The following is a 20,821-nucleotide window of genomic DNA, read 5'->3' as shown; positions in this document are numbered from 1 at the left end:
ACCCTGGTCGGCATCGCCTTCTATCCGGTTCTTGTTCATCGGCTCACGGCTTCGCTCCACGCTTCCTCCCCACACTCGGTCGCCCTCATGCAGTTGCGCTTCACTTCGTTCGCTGTGGTCAGCTCACGGCGGGACTTTCACCCACAAGATTGCGCCCATGCTGGGCGCACCAAAGAAACGGGGCGCTCAGCGCCCCGTTTTGCATCGCGCTGACCAGCGCTGCCTTTACTTGTCCAAAGCCGCTTCAGCGGCGGCGATCTCCGCCTGACGCTTGGCGATCATCTCGCCCACGGGTGGGCCCTGGAAGCGCCGCGCTTCAAAGGCGAACCAGACAATTGCCGTGAGGATCAGAAAGCCGATGGTGATGTACAGCGCCCAATCGTTAGGCGGCTGGATGCCGATGACGAAGATCACCACCATCGAGATGATCGAGAGGATCGCGAACAATGAGAACAGCCCGCGCCCCAGGTTCCACGGCCCCATGCTCGGCCACTTCGAGGTCCCGTAGGTGAACAGCCCGAGCACTATGGGAATGACGAAGGAGAAGAACAGGAAGATCACCGTACAAGACACGACAATCGTGTAAACCGGCGTTTCGCCGATCGATACCAGGGACGAGCCCCAGACGAACAACACCGCCAGAATCGCCCCGGTCCAGATTGCCGCCACCGGGCTGCGGTGGGTGGGTGAGACCTTGGCCAGTGCTTTCGAGCAGGGTAGGCCGCCGTCTCGTGAGAAGGCGAAGATCATGCGCGAGACCGAGGTCACGGTGGCCAATCCGCAGAGAAACTGCGAGATGAAAATCGCGAGGTAAAGCGCCATCTTGACGGCCGGGTTGACCTGGGTATCCATCGCCCAGAAGAACACGTTCCAGCCCTGCTTCGCCGCCTCGTCCATGCTCGGCAGCATGAGTACGAAGGAGCAGAGCATGACCCAGCCGAACAGCAACGACCAGACCACCGACATGACCATGCCGCGCGGCACCGAATGGGCTGCCTGGTGGGTCTCCTCGGAGGTATGCGCGGAGGCGTCATAGCCGGTGATGGTGTAGATCGGCAAGAGCAGGCCGAGCATGAAAATCCAGCCGTTCGAGACTTGGGGCCAGACGTTGCCGCCGGCCTCGCCGGAATAGTTGCCGAAGGTCACCAGCCGGACGAACTCATAGCTGGGTGCCGCTATCAGGCAGACGATGGTGAGCGCGATCGCCGTGGCGAAGATCAGATAGCCCGAGAAGTCGGTAAGCTTCGCGGTCAGGCCGATGCCGAAGTGGTTACACAACGCCTGGATGCCGGTCAGGATCGCCAGGAAAATGATCCGAGTGGTGATGGTGTCTTCCATGCCCAGGGCCGGTCCGAAGGCGCCGAAAAAGAAGTAGTAGGTGCCGACGTTGATCGCGCCGAGCACGGTCACCAGCCCCAGCAGGTTGAACCAGGCAGTCAGCCAGCCGGTGAAGCGGTTACCGAGAATCGAACCCCAGTGATAGAGACCGCCAGCGGTTGGGTAGCTCGAGGAGATCTGTGCCATGGCCATGGCGAAAACTCCGGAAATCATGCAGCCGAGCGGCCAGCCGATGCCGATAGCCGCACCGCCCGCGCCTGAAATGCCCTGTGCCAGCGAGTTGATGCCACCCGAGAGGATGCAGATGATCGAAAAGGAAATGGCGAAGTTAGAGAAAACGCCCATTCGTCGCGAGAGTTCCTGGGCATAGCCCATGCTGTGCAACAACTTGACGTCATCGTCTTGCGGCGCAGTGGCGCCGGGTTGGCTTACTGGACTCATAATGTGTGCCCCTAAGTAGGTTTTGATACACCTCTATCCGCGCTGTGCGTTGCCGAATGGGCTGGCCTCGCCTTTGCCTGCTACTCGACCCCTTGTCGTACTGCTCCTGCTAAAACCCATCCATGCTGCGTGCTCGAACCAAGGCCATGGACAGACGACTGCTCTAAATACGGCCGTGGAAAGCCGCGGCGAAAATCTCGGCGGCACCTTCCCGCGTCAATGGTCGTGGGTTGCCGGCGGCGGAAGGGTCGACAATCGCCATGTCGGCGATCAGATCGGCCTGCCGGTCATCCACCCCCAGCTCAGGCAGTGTATGGGGCACGCCGATGTCCTTGCGCAGCTTGAGCACGAAGGCCAGGAAGCTCTCGAAGCCCGGGGCCGGCAGGCGCAGGTAAGCCGCCAGGCGGGTGATACGTTCCTCGATGGCCGCACGATTGAATTGCAACACATAGGGCATGAAGGTGGCATTGGTCATGCCGTGATGGGTGTCGTACAGGGCGCCCACCGGATGCGCGAGCGCGTGCATGCCGCCCAAGCCTTTCTGGAATGCGGTGGCGCCCATCGCGGCGGCCGCCAGCATTTGCGCCCGCGCGTCGAGGTCGGAGGGGGTGCGTACCGCCCGCACCAGGGCATTCGCGACCAGGCGAATGCCTTCCACCGCGATGCCGTCGGCCATGGGATGGAAACCCGGCGCGCAGTACGCCTCGAGGCAATGGGCAAAGGCATCCATGCCGGTGCCGGCGGTGATCTTCGCCGGCATGCCGACGCTGAGGGCCGGGTCGCTGATGACCACGCGCGGCATCATCTTCGGATGGAAGATGATGCGCTTGGTGTGCGTGCGCTCGTCGATGATCACCGCCGCACGGCCCACCTCGGAACCGGTGCCGGCGGTGGTCGGCACCGCGATGACCGGGGCGATACCGCCTTCGTCGGCGCGCGTCCAGTAGTCGCCGATGTCTTCGAAATCCCACACCGGCCGGGTCTGCCCGCTCATGAAGGCGATGAGCTTGCCCATATCCAGGCCGCTGCCGCCGCCGAAGGCGACCACACCATCGTGCTTGCCAGCACGGTAGGCATCGAGCCCGCCAGCCAGGTTGGCTTCGATCGGATTGGGTTTGAGGTCGGAAAACAGCGCCACCGCGAGGCCGCCGGCGCGCAAAGACTCCAGCGTCGCCGTGGTGATCGGCGCGCGCGCCAGGCCACTGTCGGTGACTAGCAGCGGTCGTTGGATACCTTGACTGCGACAGATCTCGGCCAGCTCGGCGATGCGGCCGACGCCGAAGCGGATGCTCGTGGGGTAGTTCCAGTTGGCGGTCAGGATCATGCTCAGACCTCGTGGCGCAGATGGAAGGATTTCGGCCGGGTCAGGGTTTCATAGCCTAGGCGCGACAGCGTGGCGCCGCGCCCGCTGTTCTTCACCCCGGTCCAGGCCAGGGCCGGGTCCAGGTAGTCGCAGCGGTTCATGAACACGGTGCCGGTGGCGAGTTCGTCGCCGAGGCGTTCGGCGGCGTCGATATCCTGCGTCCAGATGGACGCGCTGAGGCCGAACTCGCTGTCGTTCATCAAGGCGATGGCTTCTTCGTCGCTGGCCACCGGCATGATGCCGACCACCGGGCCGAAGCTCTCCTCGCGCATCACCGACATCCGATGATTGACGTCCACCAGCACCTGCGGCGCGAGATAGGCGCTGCCCGGCGCATCGGCGGGAAAGGCTTGCGGATCGATCAGCGCCTTGGCCCCCATTGCCACTGCTTCGGCGATCTGCCCGCGGACAAATTCGGCGGCGCCTGGTGTGATCAGCGGGCCGAGGCTGGTGGCCTCATCCAACGGGTTGCCGAGCACGTATTGGCGGGTCAAGGCGACGAAGCGCTCGACAAAGACAGGGTAAATTGCTGCATCGACATAGATACGCTCGATGGCGCAGCAGCTCTGCCCAGAGTTGAAGAAGCTGCCGTCCACCAGGTTTTCCACCGCATGCTCGAGGTTGGCGTCGGCCCGCACGTAGGCCGGGTCTTTGCCGCCGAGCTCCAGCCCCAGGCCGAGGAAGCGACCCGCAGCGGCTTGTTCCACCGCCTTGCCGGCGCCGACCGAGCCGGTGAAATTCACCTGCTGCACGCGCCCCGAGGCGATGAGGGCGGCGGTCTGCCCATGCTCGAGCAGCAGGTTGTGGAACAACCCCGCTGGCAGATTGGCGCGGCGGAACGCCTCGGCGAAACGTTCGCCGACCAGCAGGGTTTGCGAGGCGTGTTTGAGGATCACGCTGTTGCCGGCCATCAACGCCGGGATGACGGAGTTCACCGCCGTCAGGTAGGGGTAATTCCAGGGTGCGATGACCAGCACCGTGCCCAGCGGTTCGCGCTTGATATGGCGACGGAAACCAGCTTGCGGCGAAGGCTCAAGCGCGGCCAGGGCTTGCGGCGCGATGGCGATCATGTGGCGGGCGCGCTCTTCGAAACCGCGTAGCTCACCGGCGCCAAAACGCACCGGACGGCCCATCTGCCAGGCTAATTCTGGAACGATTTCATCGCTCATCGCCAGCATCGCGTCCACCGCGGCGCTGCAATAAGCGGCTCGCTCGGCGAGTGGCCGGCGCTGCCACTGCGCCTGGGCGGCTGAGGCAGCAGCCAGCGCGAACTCAATCTGCGCCGCATCGGCGCAGCGGCGTTCGGCGTAGACCCGGCCATCGACCGGTGAGATGAGTTGAATCATCGCCGTCATAATCTTCTCAATAGCGCTCGAAGCCGCGCCGCAGTTCCCAGTCGGTTATCCGCCGGTCGTATTCCTTCTGCTCCCAGTCGGCGGTGTGCGCGTAGTGATCGATCACTTCGTCGCCGAACGCCTGCCGCAACATGGTCGAGGCCCTGAGCGCAGCGGTGGCATCGCGCAGGGTCTTCGACACTTCCGGCAACTGTTCGTCGAGGTAGGCATCGCCCTCGTAAGGCGCCGCGAGGCCGAGCTGTTCATCGATGCCGGCCAGGCCCGCGGCGATCAAGGCGGCGAAGGCCAGATAGGGATTGAGGTCGGCGCCGCCGATGCGGCACTCCATGCGGATGGCCTTGCTGCCTTCGGCGCACAAACGGAAGCCGGCGGTGCGATTGTCCCGGCTCCACACCGCCCGCGTCGGCGCGAAGGTGCCGGCCTGGAAGCGCTTGTACGAGTTGATATAGGGCGCAAGAAAATAGGTGATGTCGTTGGCGTATTTGAGCTGTCCGGCAACCCACGAGCGCATCAGCTTCGACATGCCGAATTCGGCCTTGGGGTCGAAGAACAGCGGCTTCTTGGCATTCTTGTCCCACAGCGAACCGTGGATATGGCCGCTGGAGCCGGCCAGGTCGTAGCGCCACTTGGCCATGAAGGTGATCGCCTTGCCCTGCAGCTGCGCGATCTCTTTGCAGGCATGTTTGATGATGACGTGGCGGTCGGCCATGGTCAGGGCGTCGCAATAACGGACGTTGATCTCCTCCTGGCCCGGCCCCCATTCGCCCTTGGAGTTTTCCACGGGAACGCCGGATGCCTGCAGATGCTTGCGGATCGCCCGCAACACCGGCTCCTCGCGGGTGGTCTGCAGGATGTTGTAATCCTCGATGTAGTGGCCGGCCGTCTTCGGGTGCTGGTAGTTCCGCTCGTGGATCGCCTCGTAGCTCTCGTCGAACAGGTAGAACTCCAGTTCAGAGGCGAACATGCCGGTGTAGCCGCGCTCGCGCAGGCGCGCCACCTGCTTTTTCAGGATTGCCCGCGGGCTGTGCGGCAAGTCCCGCCTATGGTGGTGATCGAGCACATCGCAGAGCACCAGCGCCGTGCACTCCAGCCAAGGCACGCGACGCAAGGTGGCCATGTCGGGTTTCAGCACGAAATCGCCGTAGCCTTTGCTCCAACTGGCGGCGGCGTAACCCGGCACCGGCTCCATGTCGATGTCGTCGGCCAGCAGGTAGTTACAGCAGTGGGTTTCTTCATGGCCGCTGTCGAGGAAAAACTCGACCTGGAATCGCTTGCCAACCAGGCGCCCCTGCATATCGACCATGCAGGCCAATACCGTGTCGATCTCGCCACTGGCGGCGGCCTGCTTGAGTTCATCGAAGCTGAGCAGAGGCTCGGTCATGAAGTTAGTCCTGATCTGTTCGAGTTGCCGGTTTGCTTGAGATTCAGGGATTACTGACATTCACTGCTGAGTCCTTGCCCGTACTAGCACTATGACTCGATGAAAAAAGCTTAGACCACTCCGGCCGTTCGTCAGGCGCGGCGATTAAATGCTGGTACGGTCGCTCGCCAGGGAGCCGGGACAGAAACAGGCGCCGGCCAGCGGCACCGAAGTGGGTGCTGCCGCGGCGCTGAGCGGCATCCACACAACCATCGGGGCGATTAACCCGCTCGGCGCGCACAGCGCCACCGACCAGCAGGGACTGGCGGCGGGCTCACGTCAACAGAGCCTAGCGGGAATGACGGGGATACTTGGGGATAGCCGAGTTTTCCTGGCGCCTGGTAAAGCAGTAGCGGACGGAGCGCCGTCCGCCCCCAAACCAGGAATCAGCCAGTACCTAATTCGCTGCCAAGCCAACCGGATAGGACTGGCGCTAAGCCCGCCTAGCCGCTGACAAATAAAGAACGAAAAAAAGCCCGCAGTGTGAACGGGCTAAAAACTCTTCCAAAGGAGTCGAGGGTAACCGTGTTTCGGTGCCTCGTGGCCTGTACGGCTAGTTGGTTAACTCAAGTTCGGATGCCTGGAGTCCTGAGACAAGGCGCCGCGACGAGTCATAGCAGGGCTATGGCGAGGAGCGGCAACGCAGTATCGGGGCTTCAGGCGCCGAAATTGACTAATTGAACTAGCCCACACAGGCCACTAGCTACCCCGGTAGGTGGAATAGCTGTAAGGCGAAATCAGCAGCGGTACGTGGTAGTGGTCCTGCTCGGCGCTGATGCCGAAGCGCAGCACCACAACATCTAAAAAGGCCGGGCTGGGCAGCTCGACCCCACGGGCACGGTAGTAGTCACCGGCGTGGAACTGCAACTGGTAGACCCCGCTGACGTAGTCAGCGCCCTGCAGGATCGGCGCATCGCAGCGGCCATCGTGGTTGGTCAGCACGGTTGCAATCAGCTCCAGCCGTTCGGCTTCGACCCGATACAACTCGACCTTGATCGCGCTGCCGGGGCAGCCGTGCGCGGCATCCAATACATGCGTCGTTAAACGTCCCATTGGTTCAGGGCATCTGCGCGCACTCTACGCTCGCCGAGCGAACACACAGACACCACGCCTCCTTTACTCAGTTGAATTCGGTACGCCGCACAGGCCAAAAGCCCCGGCGCGAGCCCAGCATAACACGCGACTCGAAAAATATAAGACATTTTAACTTAAAATTGTACACAATAATTTTCGCCCGTAGCCGGCATCAATCCAAGCCTCGGCTTTACCACAAGGGTCTAGCACCCTCAGTCACCTCAGCGTTTGAGGCGGTAACGCCTGAACACTCGGCCATTCTGTCCGCGAGCACATTGCAGCGAGAAAAAGTGAAATTTTAGATTTACAAAACATCGTGCACTTTGTATACAATCACTCCATCACGGTCGCCCACGCCCGAACCCCTCAGGCACCCACAGCGATCGCAACATCTATAGAAGGAAGACTGCAGTGAGCGCTGACTACCCTCGCGACCTGATCGGTTACGGCAACAACCCTCCCCATCCGCACTGGCCGGGCGACGCGCGCCTCGCGATCTCCTTCGTGCTGAATTACGAGGAAGGCGGCGAGCGCAACATCCTCCACGGCGATCAAGAATCCGAAGCCTTCCTCTCCGAGATGGTCTCCGCGCAGCCGCTGCAAGGCGCGCGCAACATGAGCATGGAATCGCTCTACGAATACGGTAGCCGTACCGGCGTCTGGCGCATCCTCAAGCTGTTCAAGAAGTTCGATATCCCGCTGACCGTCTTCGCCGTGGCCATGGCCGCCCAGCGCCATCCGGAGCTGATCCGCGCCATGGCCGCCGCCGGCCACGAGATCTGCAGCCACGGCTACCGCTGGATCGACTATCAGTACATGGACGAGGCCCAGGAACGCGAGCACATGCTCGAAGCCATCCGCATCCTCACCGAGATCACCGGCGAGCGTCCGCTGGGCTGGTACACCGGCCGCACCGGCCCGAATACCCGCCGCCTGGTGATGGAGGAAGGTGGCTTCCTCTATGACTCCGACACCTATGACGACGACCTGCCCTACTGGGAAAGCAACAACCCGACCGGCAACGCGCACCTGGTGATTCCCTACACCCTGGACACCAATGACATGCGCTTCACCCAGGTGCAGGGCTTCAACAGCGGCGACGACTTCTATACCTATCTGAAAGACGCCTTCGACGTGCTCTACGCAGAAGGTGCCGAGGCGCCGAAGCTGCTGTCCATCGGCCTGCACTGCCGCTTGATCGGCCGGCCGGCGCGCCTGGCGGCCCTGCAACGTTTCATTGAATACGCGCAAAGCCATGAGCAGGTCTGGTTCACCCGCCGCGTCGATATCGCCCGCCACTGGCACGCCAGCCATCCTTTTCAAAAGCAGCCTTGCAAACAGGAGAGCTCTAAATGAGCCGCTTCCAGACACTGACACCTTCGCAACTAACGCGCGAAGCCTTCGTCGCGGCCTTCGCCGACATTTACGAACACTCGCCCTGGGTCGCCGAAAAGGCTTTTGACCTGGGCCTGGATGCTAGCGTTGACGCTATCGACAACCTGCACCAGCGCATGGCCGATGTCCTGCTGAGCGCCGATAAGGCCGCCCAACTGGCCCTGATCAATGCCCACCCGGACCTGGCAGGTAAAGCGGCGGTGCGCGGTGAACTGACCCAGGCCAGCACCTCGGAGCAGTCCGGTGCCGGCATCCATGAATGCACGGCCGAAGAGTTTCAACGCTTCACCGAGCTGAACGACGCCTACAAGGCGAAGTTCGCGTTTCCCTTCATCATGGCGGTTAAAGGCAGCAATCGGCACCAGATCCTGGCGGCATTCGAAGAGCGCATTCATAACTCGACGGACGCCGAGTTCACCCGGGCGCTGGCCGAGATCAACAAGATCGCGCTGTTCCGGCTGCAAACCCTGTAAGCCTGCTCCTATAGAGAACAGAAGGCCGCCACCTCTCCCGCCCCTAAGTAAGGCAGACAACCAATGAAAGCTTACGCCGTACCCTTCGAGAAATTCGTCAACCTCGCCGATGCCCGTCTCGGCACCCAAGCCATCTCCGTCACCGACGACTGGTTCGCCGACGTCAACCGCCTGTTCCAGCCGACCCCGGCGGTGTGGAAAGAAGGCGTGTTCGATGACAACGGCAAGTGGATGGATGGCTGGGAGTCGCGCCGCAAGCGCTTCGAAGGTTACGACAGCGCCGTGATCCGCCTGGGTGTGCCGGGCTCGATCAAGGGTGTGGATATCGACACCAGCTTCTTCACCGGTAACTTCCCACCGTCCGCCTCCCTCGAAGCCTGCTTCGTGGTCGAAGGCGACCCGAGCGAAGCGACCCAGTGGACCGAAGTGCTGAGCGCCGTCGAGCTGCAAGGCAACAGCCACCACTACCACGAGATCAGCAACGACCAGGCCTGGACTCACCTGCGTTTCAACATCTACCCGGACGGTGGTGTAGCCCGTCTACGCGTCTACGGCATCCCGTTCCGCGACTGGTCCTCGGTGGGCGGCAACGAACAGCTCGATCTGGCTAGCGCCCTGAACGGCGGCCGCGCCCTGGCCTGCTCGGACGAACACTTCGGGCGCATGAGCAACATCCTCAACCCGGGCCGCGGCATCAACATGGGCGATGGCTGGGAAACCGCCCGCCGCCGTACGCCGGGCAACGACTGGGTGATAGTTGCCCTCGGTCACCCGGGCGAGATCCAGCGCATCGTGGTCGACACCCTACACTTCAAAGGCAACTACCCGGACAGCTGCTCGATCCAGGCGGCCTTTGTCAAAGGCGGCACCGACAGCCAGATCGAGACGCAAAGCCTGTTCTGGCGTGAACTGCTGCCGAACCAGAAGCTCTCGATGCACGCCGAGCATGAGTTCGCCGAGCAGATCAACGCCCTCGGCCCGGTGACGCACGTGCGCATCAACGTGTTCCCGGACGGTGGTATCAGCCGCCTGCGCCTGTTCGGCAAAGTGGCGAAGTAACCTATGTCCTTCTCCCTCCGGGAGAAGGTGCCCGAAGGGCGGATGAGGGAAACACCGAGCTCAGCCCGCGTTTCCCTCACCCCTAACCCCTCTCCCGGAGGGAGAGGGGAATAAAAGCAACCTGAACAAGTAGACCAGCATGCGCAAACTAATAATCGAGCCGCTGAGCAAAGAAGCCTTCGCCCCCTTCGGTGATGTCATCGAAACCGAGGGCAGCGATTACTTCATGATCAACAACGGTTCCACTCGCCGCTATCACAAACTGGCTACGGTCGAGACCGCGCAGCCGGAGGATAAGGCGATCATCAGCATCTTCAGCGCCCAAGCCCTGGAAATGCCGTTGTGCATACGCATGCTGGAGCGTCATCCGCTGGGCAGCCAGGCGTTCATACCGCTGCTCGGCAACCCCTTTCTGATCGTGGTCGCGCCACTTGGCGATGCACCTGAATCAGAGTTAGTCCGGGCCTTCCGCAGTAATGGCAGGCAGGGCGTTAATTACCATCGCGGCGTCTGGCACCACCCGGTGCTGACGATCGAAAAGCGGGATGACTTCCTGGTGGTTGATCGCAGCGGTTCTGGCAACAACTGCGATGAGCATTTTTTCACCGAGGATGAGTGTTTGCTCCTCACCCCCCACCAATAAGAGAAGACCTGGAAGCCGGCGTGTCGGTGATAGGTGAAAGAGGAAAAGACTGTGGAAGCACATCTGATTGAATGGCTGAACCTGAGCATCCGCTGGGTTCACATGATTACCGGCATCGCCTGGATCGGTGCCTCGTTCTATTTCGTCTGGTTGGAAAACAACCTGAATCGCGTCAACCCACGGGAGGGGCTGGCCGGCGACCTGTGGGCGATCCACGGTGGCGGCATCTATCACCTGGAGAAATACAAGCTGGCCCCGCCGAAAATGCCGGACAACCTGCATTGGTTCAAATGGGAAGCCTATTTCACCTGGATGTCCGGCGTCGCCCTGTTGATGGTGGTCTACTACCTCAACCCGGCGCTGTACCTGGTGGCACCGGGTAGCGACATGGCCCCGGGCGTTGCAGTCGCCATCGGCATCGCCTCGCTGATCGCCGGTTGGTTCGTCTACGACTTCCTCTGCGACTCGCCGCTGGGCAAGCAACCGGCCCTACTCGGCCTGGTGCTGTTCGTGCTACTGGTCGCCGCATCGTTTGGCCTGAGCCAAGTGTTCAGCGGTCGCGGTGCTTACATCCATGTCGGCGCCATCATCGGCACCATCATGGTCGGTAACGTCTTCCGTACCATCATGCCAGCCCAGCGCGCACTGGTTAAAGCCATCGAAGAGCACCGCACGCCGGACCCGGCCCTACCGGCCAAGGGTCTGCTGCGTTCACGGCACAACAACTACTTCACCCTGCCGGTGCTGTTCATCATGATCAGCAACCACTTCCCGAGCACTTACGGCAGCCAGTACAACTGGCTGATCCTGGCTGGAATCTCGGTGTTGGCGGTGTTGGTGCGTCACTACTTCAACACCCGTCACGACAGCAACAAGTTCGCCTGGACCCTGCCAGCCGGCGCACTGGGCATGATCTGCCTGGCCTTCGTCACCGGCCCGAGCCTGAAGTCGACCAGCCCTGAAGTGGCGAAAACCGCAGTCATCGAATACGCGCCCATTCCGGCAACCGCGATCAGCGGCGCCAAGCCCGCGGCGACAGCCCCTGCCGCACCGGCTAAGGCGCCAGCAGCAGCCAACGCCGCACCGACTCAAGCCGCCGCTGGTTTCGACAAAGTGCATAGCGTGATTCAAGAGCGTTGCACCGTCTGTCACTCGGCCAAGCCGACCAGCCCAATGTTCAGCAGCGCACCTGCCGGGGTGATGTTCGATACGCCCGAGCAAATCCAGCAACTGGCGGCGAAGATCCAGGCCCAGGCTGTCGCCACGCAAACCATGCCGCTGGGCAACATCACCCAGATGACCCAGGAAGAGCGCGACCTGATCGGTGCCTGGATTGCCCGAGGCGCTCAGACCAACTGATCCATTTGCTGAAGGTCACCCCCTCTCCCTAGCCTCTCCCCAATGGGGAGAGGCGGCGCGCCATCGGCGTCCATCCCTGTATTTCCCAGCTACACCGCCCCCCGCTAGCAGTCCTTCCCCGCCTTCACTCCCGCCCGAAAAATCGCCCAAAATTATGTACACAATTATCAAATAAATTGTTATTCAAAATGTCCACAACTAGTTATAGTCTTCGCAACCTGACCGACCGGACAGCTTTGCCGTTCGATCAGGCCGAGAGGAGCAATAGCCCTCTCGCGTAAGCCCATGACCGAATAAAAATAATTGGCAGGCTAACCATGACCACACCCGCTAGCTCACGTAGCAACAACGGCTCCGACCTTATCTATGGCCTGGAAGACCGGCCGCACTTCAGCGCAGCGATCTTCGCCGCCCTACAACAGGTGCTGGCGAGCTTCGGCGGCATCATCACCCTGATCATCGGTGGCGCCCTCGGCCTGCTGAGTGAGGCGCCCTACCCGATCAGCATGGCGCTGTTCGTTTCCGGCCTCGGCACCTTCATCCAGGCGCGCCGCTTCGCCCCGGTGGGCTCCGACCTGCTCTGCCTGCAAGGCATGCGCCTGTCCGCCATCAGCAACCCAAGCCTAGCGAACCCTCTAACCCGGCCAACACCAGCTAACCTATCGAGTTGAGGTGCTGGGCGCCGGTCCCCTCTTCACCCCTGGAGACGGCCAACGCACTGACCTGCAACGCACGTCAGTGCCGCGGCCAACGCTCGGGATGAGAAGCCCTGTAAACCACTACAACAAGGAAAACCGTATGAACCTGAAGCACCTACCACACTGCCTCGCCCTGTCAGCCGGTCTGTTGACCGGTAGCCAGGCGGCCATCGCCGGCGACCTGCTGCACTGGCAAGACAATAGCCTGACCTACCTGAATGGCAGCAACTTCAACGAAATGAACTTCGACGCCGAAGAACAGCGCTCGCAAACTACCTATAGCTTCGAGCACGCCAGCGGCTGGAAGTGGGGCGACATCTTTGCCTTCTACGACTACATCGATGCGGACAACCTCCAGTACGGCGGCAGCTTTGACCAGGGCACCTTCCATGCCAGTGAGAACGACAGCTTCTACTACATGGAGATTAATCCCCGGGTCAGCGGCAGCTGGCTGACCGGCCAAAGCCTCTCGGTCGGCCCGCTGAAGGACGTCCTGGCAGCCTTCGTGTATGAAAAAGGCAATGGCGGCCCCGGCACCGAAAACTACCTGTACGGCATCGGTCTGGACTGGAACGTGCCCGGCTTCGCCTTCCTACAGACCAACCTGTATCGGGTCAAGATCAACGACCACGTGTTCTTCGCCGACACCAGCGGCCCAGGCTATGCCGAGCAGCTGACCGTCGCTGGCGCCTACCCCTTCAACGTCGGCAAGCAGAGCTTCGTCGTCGACGGCTACATCGATTGGCGCAGCCCTTCCAAGGATGCCGGCACCCAGACCTCGCTCGGCTCCTCGATCCAGGTCAAATGGGATGCGGGCAAGGCCCTGTTCGGCGAAGAGCGCACACTCTACGTCGGCACCGAGCTGAACATGTGGCACAACAAGTACGGCCTCAAACCCGTCGACGGCTCCGGCGATGGTTTCGACCAGGCTGCCGTACAGGCGCTGGTGAAATACCACTTCTAAAGCACTTGGCCGCTGCCGGGTAGGCGGTAACGGCTAACACCAAGGGGGATGGCGCTGAGCGCTATCCCCCTTTTTCATTGGCTGCGACTGACCGGCGGCAAACAAGCGCAGCAAAGGCTTAAGGCTCTTTGCGACCATGCAAGATACCGCTCGCTTGCACTATACGCTCAGCCGGCACCCGCAACTGCGCCAGCAAATACTGCGCAAACTCCGGCGAATAGGGCTGCCGGGCGATGGCTCTTTGCATACAGAGCAACCACGCATCGCGCTCCCCCTCGCCAATCGGCCAACGCGCATGGAACTGCGGAATATTGATCGGCCCGTAGTTCTCCGCATACAGCCGCGGCCCGCCCAGCCAGCCACACAAGAAACTCGCCAGCTTATTACGGGCCAGATCCAGGCTCTTGCCGTGCATTTGCCTGACGCTGGCGATGTCACTGGACTCATCCATGATTCGATAGAAATCGTCGACCAACTTGTTAATGCCTTCGAGACCACCGGCCGCCAGGAAAGACGCATCACCGACGCCGAACACGGGGGTTGTACTGGAGGACATGGATTGATACCTCACGATTAATTCGATCGTTCCCAGGCTCCAGCGTGGGAATGCAGCCCAAGACGCTCTGCGTCTGCTCAACCGACCGACACCTCCATCGGACACATGAGAGGCGTGACCCGGCTTGCCGGGGCGCCATCGCACGTACCGTTGAGGCCGGTTGCTGGGACAACCAACGGATTCCGACGTCCAGAAAGTGTGGTTGGCCAGCAGGCTGTCGGTCAGCTTGAGCAGCTCGGGATCGGGCTTCGCCCGTTTGGTGCGCTTCGGTACGCTCATCAGGACTCCTTGAGGCTGGCAGTCTCCTGCCAAATGACCGTTTACACAAAACGAAAAACACCCTCGGCGAGTGAGAACCCTAACAGCAGTGAGTCGAAGCGCCATGACTGAATCGAAATGCACCGCTAAGCTCGGATAAAACAGCACCTAGGCTGGCGCTCCCATGCGCACCGCTGACACCGAGGAGTCTCATGCATGCCCCATCCACGTTCCGTTCTGCTGCTCTTCACCAGCCTGGCTTTAGCGCTGAGTACGCCGGCACCGATGGCCGCCCCTAAAAATGCTCACGGCAAGCCAGACAACTATTCTGCTGGTGGCGGCTACGACGACCACGACGTCACCATCAAGCTCAACGGCCCGCAGATAGACATAGGTCGGGTACGTATCATCCTCGGGGATAACCGGGACCTGATTGGTCCTGTGCAATCCCTACCCCCGGGAATCCAAAAGAACCTGGCGCGCGGTAAGCCATTACCGCCTGGCATTGCCAAACGCTTCGACAGCCGCCTGCTAGGCAGGCTGCCGCACTACGATGGCTATGAGTGGCAGCAAGTCGGCCGCGACGTCGTCTTGGTAGCGCTTGCGACTGGCCTCATCTATGAAGTGCTGCACGACATTCTGGACTAAGCCTCACCCCTTGCCGGTCGACTCAGCCGTGGGCCGCTGCCAGCACCCCGGCCTTGCTGCTCATCGCCAGGCGCGCAGCAAAAACCAGGATGCAAAAACTACGGGGGCGCAGGCACGCGCTGCAACGAGAGATAAGGATTAATGCGCCGCGGGAGAGAAGCAGACTAGCCGAGCAGATTCCGGCCAGCCTTTCAGCTGAGTTTGCCCGCAAGCATTGGCTGCGATGCGCAACACAAGGAGCCCGGCAAACTGACTAAGTTGGTGTCCCCTGCTGGAGTCGAACCAGCATCTAGCCCTTAGGAGGGGCTTATTCTATCCATTGAACTAAGGAGACAAGATGTGAAGCCGCGGCAGATTCTACCCGTTTCCAACGGTGCAGTAGATGGATCTCTAGAAGAACCACCCTCCTTGCCCTTCGCAGGGATGCTCCATCCAGTTGAGCGAGGGGAATCTGCCGACTATCGTGCTAAACAGTGCACGACAGGCCAAGGGGGCGGCATGTTAGCGACCGCCGAGGCTTTTGTCATGCCGTAGCAATCCGCGTTACCCATACTCAACTGAACCCCGCAGGAGCGCCGCCATGTCACACGCCCCCAATGCCGCTCACTTACCCGACTCGCCGTTCGCCACCTTCAGCCTGCGCGCGGCCTGCGGTGCGGATGCCACCAAACTCGCCAGCTTGTTGCAGCAACTCGGCAGCGATGACCCACGGCCCGATCCAACCCTGCTGGCTTTACGCCTGGCCGAGCTACCGGCCAGCCGCGAAGTGCTGGTGGCCGAGCGCGACGGCCAACTGCTCGGCACCTGCACGCTCAATCTGATCGAGCACCTGGCGCACAACTTCGCGCGCTCGGCAGTTCTCGAAGACATGGTGGTGGACAGCCAGCAGCGTGGCCTGGGTATCGGCCAGGCGCTGATCGAAAAAGCCGCCGAACGTGCCCGCGCCTGGGGTTGCTACAAACTGGTGCTGTCCACCAACCAGAGCCGCGAGGCCGCGCATCGTTTTTACACGGCCCTGGGTTTTCAGCACTATGGGATCAGCTTGGCACTACCCCTGGATTGATCCCTACTTCGCGCCGAAGCGTTCCTCGGCCAGGCGATCGGCCACGGCCGTGGTCGTGCGGCCTTCCTGATCGGCGCGGAGGAAGATTTGCTGCAGGGTATTGCCGATGCCTTCGATATGCGCCTTCAGCTCGGTGGCGCTGCCGCCGCTGCGCTCGAAATACACATCGATGATGCCGCCGGCGTTGATCGCGTAGTCCGGCGCATAGAGGCAGCCGTTGCGCTTCAGCTCTTCGGCCAGCTGCCAGTCGGCCAGTTGATTGTTCGCCGCCCCGGCGATGATCGGCGCGCGCAGCGCCTCGAGGGTTTGCCGGTTGATGATGCCGCCCATGGCGCAGGGTGCGAAGACGTCCACATCCAGCCCGTAGATATCGTTCTGGCTCACCGCCTTGGCGCCCAGTTGCTCGACCGCGCGGCGCACGTTGGCATCGACGATATCGGTCACCCACAACTCGGCACCGGCCTCTTTCAGGTGCCGGGCAAGGCTGAAGCCGACCTGGCCGACGCCCTGGATCGCTACCTTGAGGCCACGCAGGTCATCGCGGCGCAGGCGGTGCTTCACCGCTACCTGAATGCCGATGAACACGCCGTAGGCGGTGGACGGCGACGGGTCGCCATTGCGGATGCCGCCGTCGAAGGCTTCGCGCTGCCCGGCGCCTGCCACATGGCGGGAGCGCTCGGCCATGATCTGCATTTCCGCCACACCGGTGCCGGAGTCGGCGGCGGTGATGTAGCGCCCACCCAGGCTATCGACGAAATCGCCCATGGCCTGGAACAGCGCTTCGCTCTTGCCGGTATGCGGGTCGCCGATGATCACCGCCTTGCCGCCGCCCAATGGCAGGTTTGCCAGGGCCGACTTGTAGGTCATGCCACGGGACAGACGCAGCACGTCGCGCAGGGCCAGCTCGTCATCGGCGTAGGGCCACATGCGGCAGCCACCGAGGGCCGGGCCGAGGTTGGTGTTATGGATGGCAATGATGGCTTTCAGGCCGGAGGCCTTGTCGTGGCCGTAGACGACCTGCTCGTGACCATCGAATTCGACGTGGGAGAAAACGGACATGCGGATTCCTCGGATTTCTTGTTGTTGAATGCTGGGGGATGAGTCTGTTCCCTTCTCCCGCCGGGAGAAGGTGGTCCGAAGGGCCGGATAAGGGAAATGCCGGGTACCCTGCATTTCCCTCACCCCAACCCCTCTCCCAAAGGGAGAGGGGCTTTGCTCAGGCGGCCGATTCGTAGAGCCGCACCACCTGGAGTTCACCGGCCAGTAGCCGGGTGCGCAGTTGCGCCTCATGCTCGCGGGCCTTGGCCATGGCGCGTTCCTTGACGTGGCCGTAGCCGCGGATCTGCTCGGGCAACTCGGCGATAGCCACAGCCGTGTGGTAGTTGTCTGCCCGCAGGTGGGCGAGCAACGCTTCGATGCTGTCCTGGTAATGGCCGATCAGCTCGCGTTCCTGGCGACGCTCCTCGCTGTAGGCGAACACGTCAAAGACGCTGCCACGCAGGAACTTGAACCTGGCCAGCAGACCGAAGGCGCGCAGCATCCAGGGGCCGAACTGACGCTTGCGCGGCTGGCCGGTAACCGGGTCGCGCTTGGCCAGCCAGGACGGCGCCAGGTGGAACTCCAGGTGGTAGTCGCCGCTGAACTGAGCCTCCAGTTGCTTGCGGAAATCACCGTTGCTGTAGAGCCGCGCCACTTCGTACTCGTCCTTGTAGGCCAGCACCTTGAAGTAGTAACGCGCTACGGCTTCGGTCAGTTGTTTGTCGACATCGCTGTCGGCCAGCCGCACGCGCTCCACCAGATCGCTGTAGCGCTTGGCGTAGGCGGCGTCCTGGTAGGCGGTGAGGTAGTCGATGCGGAACTGGATGACCTCGTCCAGGGTTTCGCAGCTTGGTGCGTCCTGCTCCACCGGCGTGGCCAGTTTCTCCACGGCCGGCAGGTCATGGGCGGCGCGGCGGCCCCAGAGGAAGGCCTCGCAGTTGAGCTTCACCGCCACGCCGTTGAGCCTGATGGCCTGCTCGATGGCGGCGGCGGAGACCGGTACCAAGCCCTTTTGGTAGGCGTAGCCGAGCATGAACAGGTTGGTGGCGATGCTGTCGCCGAGCAGGCGGGTGGCCAGGCGCGTGGCATCGATGAAGTGGGTCTTGTCTTGGCCCACCGCCTCGATCAGCGCTTCCTGCATGGCCTGCCCTGGCACCTGGGCATCCGGGTTGCGGGTGAATTCGGCGGTGGCCGCCTCATGGCTGTTCACCACGGCGGTGGCGATGCGCTCGTTGAGCTTGGCCAGCGCTTCTTCACTGGCGGCGACGACCAGATCGCAGCCGAGCAGCAGGTCGGTCTCACCGGCGGCGATGCGCACGGCATAGATGTCGTCCTGTTTGGCGGCAACGCGGATATGCGTGATCACCGGGCCGAACTTCTGCGCCAGACCGGCCTGGTCGAGCACGCTGCAGCCCTTGCCTTCGAGGTGCGCGGCCATGCCCAGCAGCGCGCCGACAGTGGTCACGCCGCTGCCGCCGACACCCGGCAGGAGAATGTTCCACGGCCGTTCCAGGGTGGGCTGGGTTGGTTCCGGCAGTGCCGCGAATACCACACCGGCACCTACCGCTTCCGGCTGGCGCAGGCTGCCGCCATGCACGGTGACGAAGCTCGGGCAGAAGCCCTCGACGCAGCTGAAATCCTTGTTGCAGGAATTCTGGTCGATCTCGCGCTTGCGCCCCAGCTCGGTCTCCAGCGGCAGCACCGAGAGACAGTTGGATTTCACGCTGCAGTCGCCGCAGCCTTCGCACACCGCCGGGTTGATGAAGGCACGTTTGGCCGGGTCGACCAGCTTGCCGCGCTTGCGCCGGCGGCGCTTCTCGGTGGCGCAGGTCTGGTCGTAGATGAGCACCGAGACGCCCTTGAACTCGCGCAGCTCGCGCTGCACGGCATCCAGCTCGCGACGGTGATGGAAGCTGACGATGGGCGCGAAGGTGGTGCGGGTCGGGTACTTCTCCGGTTCATCGGAAACCAGGGCGATGCGCTTCACCCCTTCGGCGAAGACCTGCTGGCTGAGCTGGTCGACGCGCAGTTCGCCGTCGATGGGCTGGCCGCCGGTCATGGCCACCGCATCGTTGTAGAGGATCTTGTAGGTGATATTGACCCCGGCCGCGACCGCCGCGCGCAGGGCCAACTGACCGGAGTGGAAGTAGGTGCCGTCGCCGAGGTTCTGGAAGATGTGCGGGGTGTCGGTGAACGGCGCCTGACCGATCCAGGTCGCACCCTCACCGCCCATCTGGGTGAAGGTGTCGGTGTTGCGGTCCATCCACTGGGTCATGTAGTGGCAGCCGATGCCGCCTTGGGCGCGGCTGCCTTCCGGCAGTTTGGTCGAGCTGTTGTGCGGGCAGCCGGAGCAGAAGTGCGGGGTGCGTACCGTGCTGTGCTTGGGCGCGGCCAGGGCCTGTTCCTTGGCGGCGAGGAAGCCCAGGCGCGACTCGATCTGCTCGCTGCTGTAGATCGGCGCCAGGCGGCGGGCGATGACCCGGGCGATCATCGCCGGGGTCAGCTCGCTAAGGTTCGGCAGCAGGGAGTGGCCGTCCTCGTCGAACTCGCCGACCACCCGCGGGCGCTTGCCCACCGGCCAGTTGTAGAGTTGGCCGGTGAGCTGGTCCTCGATGATGCTGCGCTTCTCCTCCACCACCAGGATCTCGTCCAGGCCTTCGGCGAACTCGTGCACCGAGACCGGCTCCAGCGGCCAGCTCATGCCGACCTTGAGCACCCGCAGGCCGACCTTGGCGCACAGCTCGTCGTCCAGGCCGAGGTCGACCAGGGCCTGGCGCACATCGAGGTAGGACTTGCCGGTGGTGATGATTCCGAGGCGCGGATTGGGCGAGTCGAGCGTCACCTGGTTGAGCTTGTTGGCGCGGGCGAAGGCGCGGGCGGCGTAGATCTTGTAGATATTGAGGCGCTTTTCCTGGGCCAGCGGCGGGTCCGGCCAACGGATGTGCACGCCGTCTTCGGGCAGGGCGAAGTCTTCGGGAAACCGTACCTCCATGCGCAGTGGATCGACGTCCACCACGGCGGAGGAATCGACGTTCTCGGCGATGGTCTTCAGCGCCACCCAGCAACCGCTGTAGCGCGACAGCTCCCAGCCGATGATGCCGTAGTCGAGGATTTCCTGGACGTTGGCCGGGTTCAGCACCGGGATCGAGGCGGCGATGAAGGCATGCTCGCTCTGGTTGGCGATGCTCGAGGATTTGCAGCCGTGGTCGTCACCGGCCAGCAGCAGGACGCCGCCATGGGGCGACACACCGGCCGAGTTGCCATGCTTGAACACGTCGCCGCACCGGTCGACGCCCGGGCCCTTGCCGTACCACATGGAGAACACGCCATCGTAGCGCGCGCCGGGGAACAGGCTGGTCTGCTGGCTGCCCCAGACTGAGGTGGCCGCCAGCTCTTCGTTGACCCCGGGCTGGAAGTGTATGGCGTTTTCCTGGAGGAAAGTCTTGGCCTCCCAGAGGCTCTTGTCGAGGTTACCCAGGGGCGAACCGCGATAGCCGGAAATGAAACAGGCGGTGTTCAGGCCATGGGCCGTGTCACGCTGTTTTTGCAGCATCGGTAGGCGGGTGAGTGCCTGGGTGCCGGTGAGGTACAGATGACCGGTTGCAAGCCGGTACTTGTCATCCAGGCGGATCTCGGCCAGAGACATGCGGGCGCTCCTGTTGTTTTTATGGCGACC

At 62.5% G+C, this 20,821-nt stretch carries 16 protein-coding genes, 1 tRNA gene and 1 pseudogene; 9 read left to right on the top strand and 9 right to left on the bottom strand.

What is annotated here, in order from left to right; translation table 11 throughout:
• Window positions 1-225 precede the first annotated feature (225 nt).
• The 5 genes from FFS12_RS02230 to uraH form a co-directional block, all read right to left on the bottom strand.
• Window positions 226-1,779, bottom strand: coding sequence for an amino acid permease (locus tag FFS12_RS02230; protein WP_137885333.1), 1,554 nt, complete (start codon window positions 1,777-1,779; stop codon window positions 226-228).
• Window positions 1,780-1,942: 163 nt separating this feature from the next.
• Window positions 1,943-3,103 (bottom strand): iron-containing alcohol dehydrogenase, encoded by a 1,161-nt coding sequence (locus tag FFS12_RS02225; RefSeq protein ID WP_137885332.1) that lies wholly within the window; start codon window positions 3,101-3,103, stop codon window positions 1,943-1,945.
• A 2-nt stretch (window positions 3,104-3,105) separates the two neighbouring features.
• Window positions 3,106-4,497 (bottom strand): aldehyde dehydrogenase family protein, encoded by a 1,392-nt coding sequence (locus FFS12_RS02220; RefSeq protein WP_137885331.1) that lies wholly within the window; start codon window positions 4,495-4,497, stop codon window positions 3,106-3,108.
• Window positions 4,498-4,504: 7 nt separating this feature from the next.
• Window positions 4,505-5,878 carry a glutamine synthetase family protein gene (locus FFS12_RS02215; protein WP_137885330.1) on the bottom strand — a complete coding sequence of 458 codons (1,374 nt, stop codon included), beginning with the start codon at window positions 5,876-5,878 and terminating at the stop codon, window positions 4,505-4,507.
• Window positions 5,879-6,616: 738 nt separating this feature from the next.
• Window positions 6,617-6,970 carry a hydroxyisourate hydrolase gene (gene uraH / locus FFS12_RS02210; RefSeq protein WP_137885329.1) on the bottom strand — a complete coding sequence of 118 codons (354 nt, stop codon included), beginning with the start codon at window positions 6,968-6,970 and terminating at the stop codon, window positions 6,617-6,619.
• Between the two features lie 432 nt (window positions 6,971-7,402).
• On the opposite strand from uraH, the gene puuE reads away from it, so the two are divergent.
• The 7 genes and pseudogenes from puuE (at window position 7,403) to FFS12_RS02175 (ending at window position 13,582) form a co-directional block, all read left to right on the top strand.
• On the top strand, window positions 7,403-8,347 hold the full coding sequence (gene puuE / locus FFS12_RS02205) for an allantoinase PuuE (protein WP_137885328.1): 945 nt from the start codon (window positions 7,403-7,405) through the stop codon (window positions 8,345-8,347).
• Window positions 8,344-8,859 carry a 2-oxo-4-hydroxy-4-carboxy-5-ureidoimidazoline decarboxylase gene (gene uraD, locus FFS12_RS02200; RefSeq protein ID WP_137885327.1) on the top strand — a complete coding sequence of 172 codons (516 nt, stop codon included), beginning with the start codon at window positions 8,344-8,346 and terminating at the stop codon, window positions 8,857-8,859. Before puuE ends, uraD begins: the two co-directional genes overlap by 4 nt.
• A gap of 63 nt (window positions 8,860-8,922) precedes the next feature.
• A complete protein-coding gene (gene alc, locus FFS12_RS02195; protein ID WP_137885326.1) occupies window positions 8,923-9,918 on the top strand; it encodes an allantoicase in 996 nt (331 codons plus the stop codon).
• 139 nt (window positions 9,919-10,057) lie between these two features.
• Complete coding sequence (locus tag FFS12_RS02190) at window positions 10,058-10,561, top strand: ureidoglycolate lyase (protein WP_137885325.1); 504 nt, start codon at window positions 10,058-10,060, stop codon at window positions 10,559-10,561.
• Between the two features lie 51 nt (window positions 10,562-10,612).
• On the top strand, window positions 10,613-11,920 hold the full coding sequence (locus FFS12_RS02185; RefSeq protein WP_137885324.1) for a urate hydroxylase PuuD: 1,308 nt from the start codon (window positions 10,613-10,615) through the stop codon (window positions 11,918-11,920).
• Between the two features lie 317 nt (window positions 11,921-12,237).
• Window positions 12,238-12,534, top strand: a pseudogene (locus FFS12_RS02180) (solute carrier family 23 protein); the annotation flags it as partial.
• 184 nt (window positions 12,535-12,718) lie between these two features.
• Window positions 12,719-13,582: an outer membrane protein OmpK gene (locus tag FFS12_RS02175; protein WP_137885323.1), complete on the top strand. Its 864-nt coding sequence runs from the start codon at window positions 12,719-12,721 to the stop codon at window positions 13,580-13,582.
• A 118-nt stretch (window positions 13,583-13,700) separates the two neighbouring features.
• On the opposite strand, the gene FFS12_RS02170 is transcribed toward FFS12_RS02175, so the two are convergent.
• Window positions 13,701-14,138 carry a group II truncated hemoglobin gene (locus tag FFS12_RS02170; protein WP_137885322.1) on the bottom strand — a complete coding sequence of 146 codons (438 nt, stop codon included), beginning with the start codon at window positions 14,136-14,138 and terminating at the stop codon, window positions 13,701-13,703.
• 474 nt (window positions 14,139-14,612) lie between these two features.
• Between FFS12_RS02170 and FFS12_RS02165 the strand changes: the two genes are divergently transcribed.
• Window positions 14,613-15,044: an anti-virulence regulator CigR family protein gene (locus tag FFS12_RS02165; RefSeq protein ID WP_137885321.1), complete on the top strand. Its 432-nt coding sequence runs from the start codon at window positions 14,613-14,615 to the stop codon at window positions 15,042-15,044.
• 259 nt (window positions 15,045-15,303) lie between these two features.
• On the opposite strand, the gene FFS12_RS02160 is transcribed toward FFS12_RS02165, so the two are convergent.
• A tRNA-Arg gene (locus FFS12_RS02160) sits at window positions 15,304-15,378 on the bottom strand.
• A 246-nt stretch (window positions 15,379-15,624) separates the two neighbouring features.
• Between FFS12_RS02160 and FFS12_RS02155 the strand changes: the two genes are divergently transcribed.
• Window positions 15,625-16,107: a GNAT family N-acetyltransferase gene (locus tag FFS12_RS02155; RefSeq protein WP_137885320.1), complete on the top strand. Its 483-nt coding sequence runs from the start codon at window positions 15,625-15,627 to the stop codon at window positions 16,105-16,107.
• Window positions 16,108-16,110: 3 nt separating this feature from the next.
• Here FFS12_RS02155 and FFS12_RS02150 read toward each other — a convergent pair whose 3' ends face one another.
• Window positions 16,111-17,166 (bottom strand): Glu/Leu/Phe/Val dehydrogenase dimerization domain-containing protein, encoded by a 1,056-nt coding sequence (locus FFS12_RS02150; RefSeq protein ID WP_137885319.1) that lies wholly within the window; start codon window positions 17,164-17,166, stop codon window positions 16,111-16,113.
• A 157-nt stretch (window positions 17,167-17,323) separates the two neighbouring features.
• Window positions 17,324-20,791, bottom strand: a complete 3,468-nt coding sequence (locus tag FFS12_RS02145) for an indolepyruvate ferredoxin oxidoreductase family protein (protein WP_137885318.1) — start codon at window positions 20,789-20,791, stop codon at window positions 17,324-17,326.
• Window positions 20,792-20,821: the final 30 nt, after the last annotated feature.

The organism is Pseudomonas sp. 2FE (assembly GCF_005503735.1).
Classification (GTDB): domain Bacteria; phylum Pseudomonadota; class Gammaproteobacteria; order Pseudomonadales; family Pseudomonadaceae; genus Aquipseudomonas.
This window is presented reverse-complemented; position numbering and strand designations above follow the sequence as displayed.

Coding starts and splice junctions, on each gene's coding strand:
- FFS12_RS02220 (WP_137885331.1), bottom strand. CDS start 4,497: ATGACGGCGATGATTCAACTCATCTCACCGGTCGATGGCCGGGTCTAC.
- FFS12_RS02155 (WP_137885320.1), top strand. CDS start 15,625: ATGTCACACGCCCCCAATGCCGCTCACTTACCCGACTCGCCGTTCGCC.
- FFS12_RS02215 (WP_137885330.1), bottom strand. CDS start 5,878: ATGACCGAGCCTCTGCTCAGCTTCGATGAACTCAAGCAGGCCGCCGCC.
- FFS12_RS02190 (WP_137885325.1), top strand. CDS start 10,058: ATGCGCAAACTAATAATCGAGCCGCTGAGCAAAGAAGCCTTCGCCCCC.
- uraH (WP_137885329.1), bottom strand. CDS start 6,970: ATGGGACGTTTAACGACGCATGTATTGGATGCCGCGCACGGCTGCCCC.
- FFS12_RS02150 (WP_137885319.1), bottom strand. CDS start 17,166: ATGTCCGTTTTCTCCCACGTCGAATTCGATGGTCACGAGCAGGTCGTC.
- uraD (WP_137885327.1), top strand. CDS start 8,344: ATGAGCCGCTTCCAGACACTGACACCTTCGCAACTAACGCGCGAAGCC.
- FFS12_RS02165 (WP_137885321.1), top strand. CDS start 14,613: ATGCCCCATCCACGTTCCGTTCTGCTGCTCTTCACCAGCCTGGCTTTA.
- FFS12_RS02230 (WP_137885333.1), bottom strand. CDS start 1,779: ATGAGTCCAGTAAGCCAACCCGGCGCCACTGCGCCGCAAGACGATGAC.
- alc (WP_137885326.1), top strand. CDS start 8,923: ATGAAAGCTTACGCCGTACCCTTCGAGAAATTCGTCAACCTCGCCGAT.
- FFS12_RS02145 (WP_137885318.1), bottom strand. CDS start 20,791: ATGTCTCTGGCCGAGATCCGCCTGGATGACAAGTACCGGCTTGCAACC.
- FFS12_RS02175 (WP_137885323.1), top strand. CDS start 12,719: ATGAACCTGAAGCACCTACCACACTGCCTCGCCCTGTCAGCCGGTCTG.
- FFS12_RS02170 (WP_137885322.1), bottom strand. CDS start 14,138: ATGTCCTCCAGTACAACCCCCGTGTTCGGCGTCGGTGATGCGTCTTTC.
- FFS12_RS02225 (WP_137885332.1), bottom strand. CDS start 3,103: ATGATCCTGACCGCCAACTGGAACTACCCCACGAGCATCCGCTTCGGC.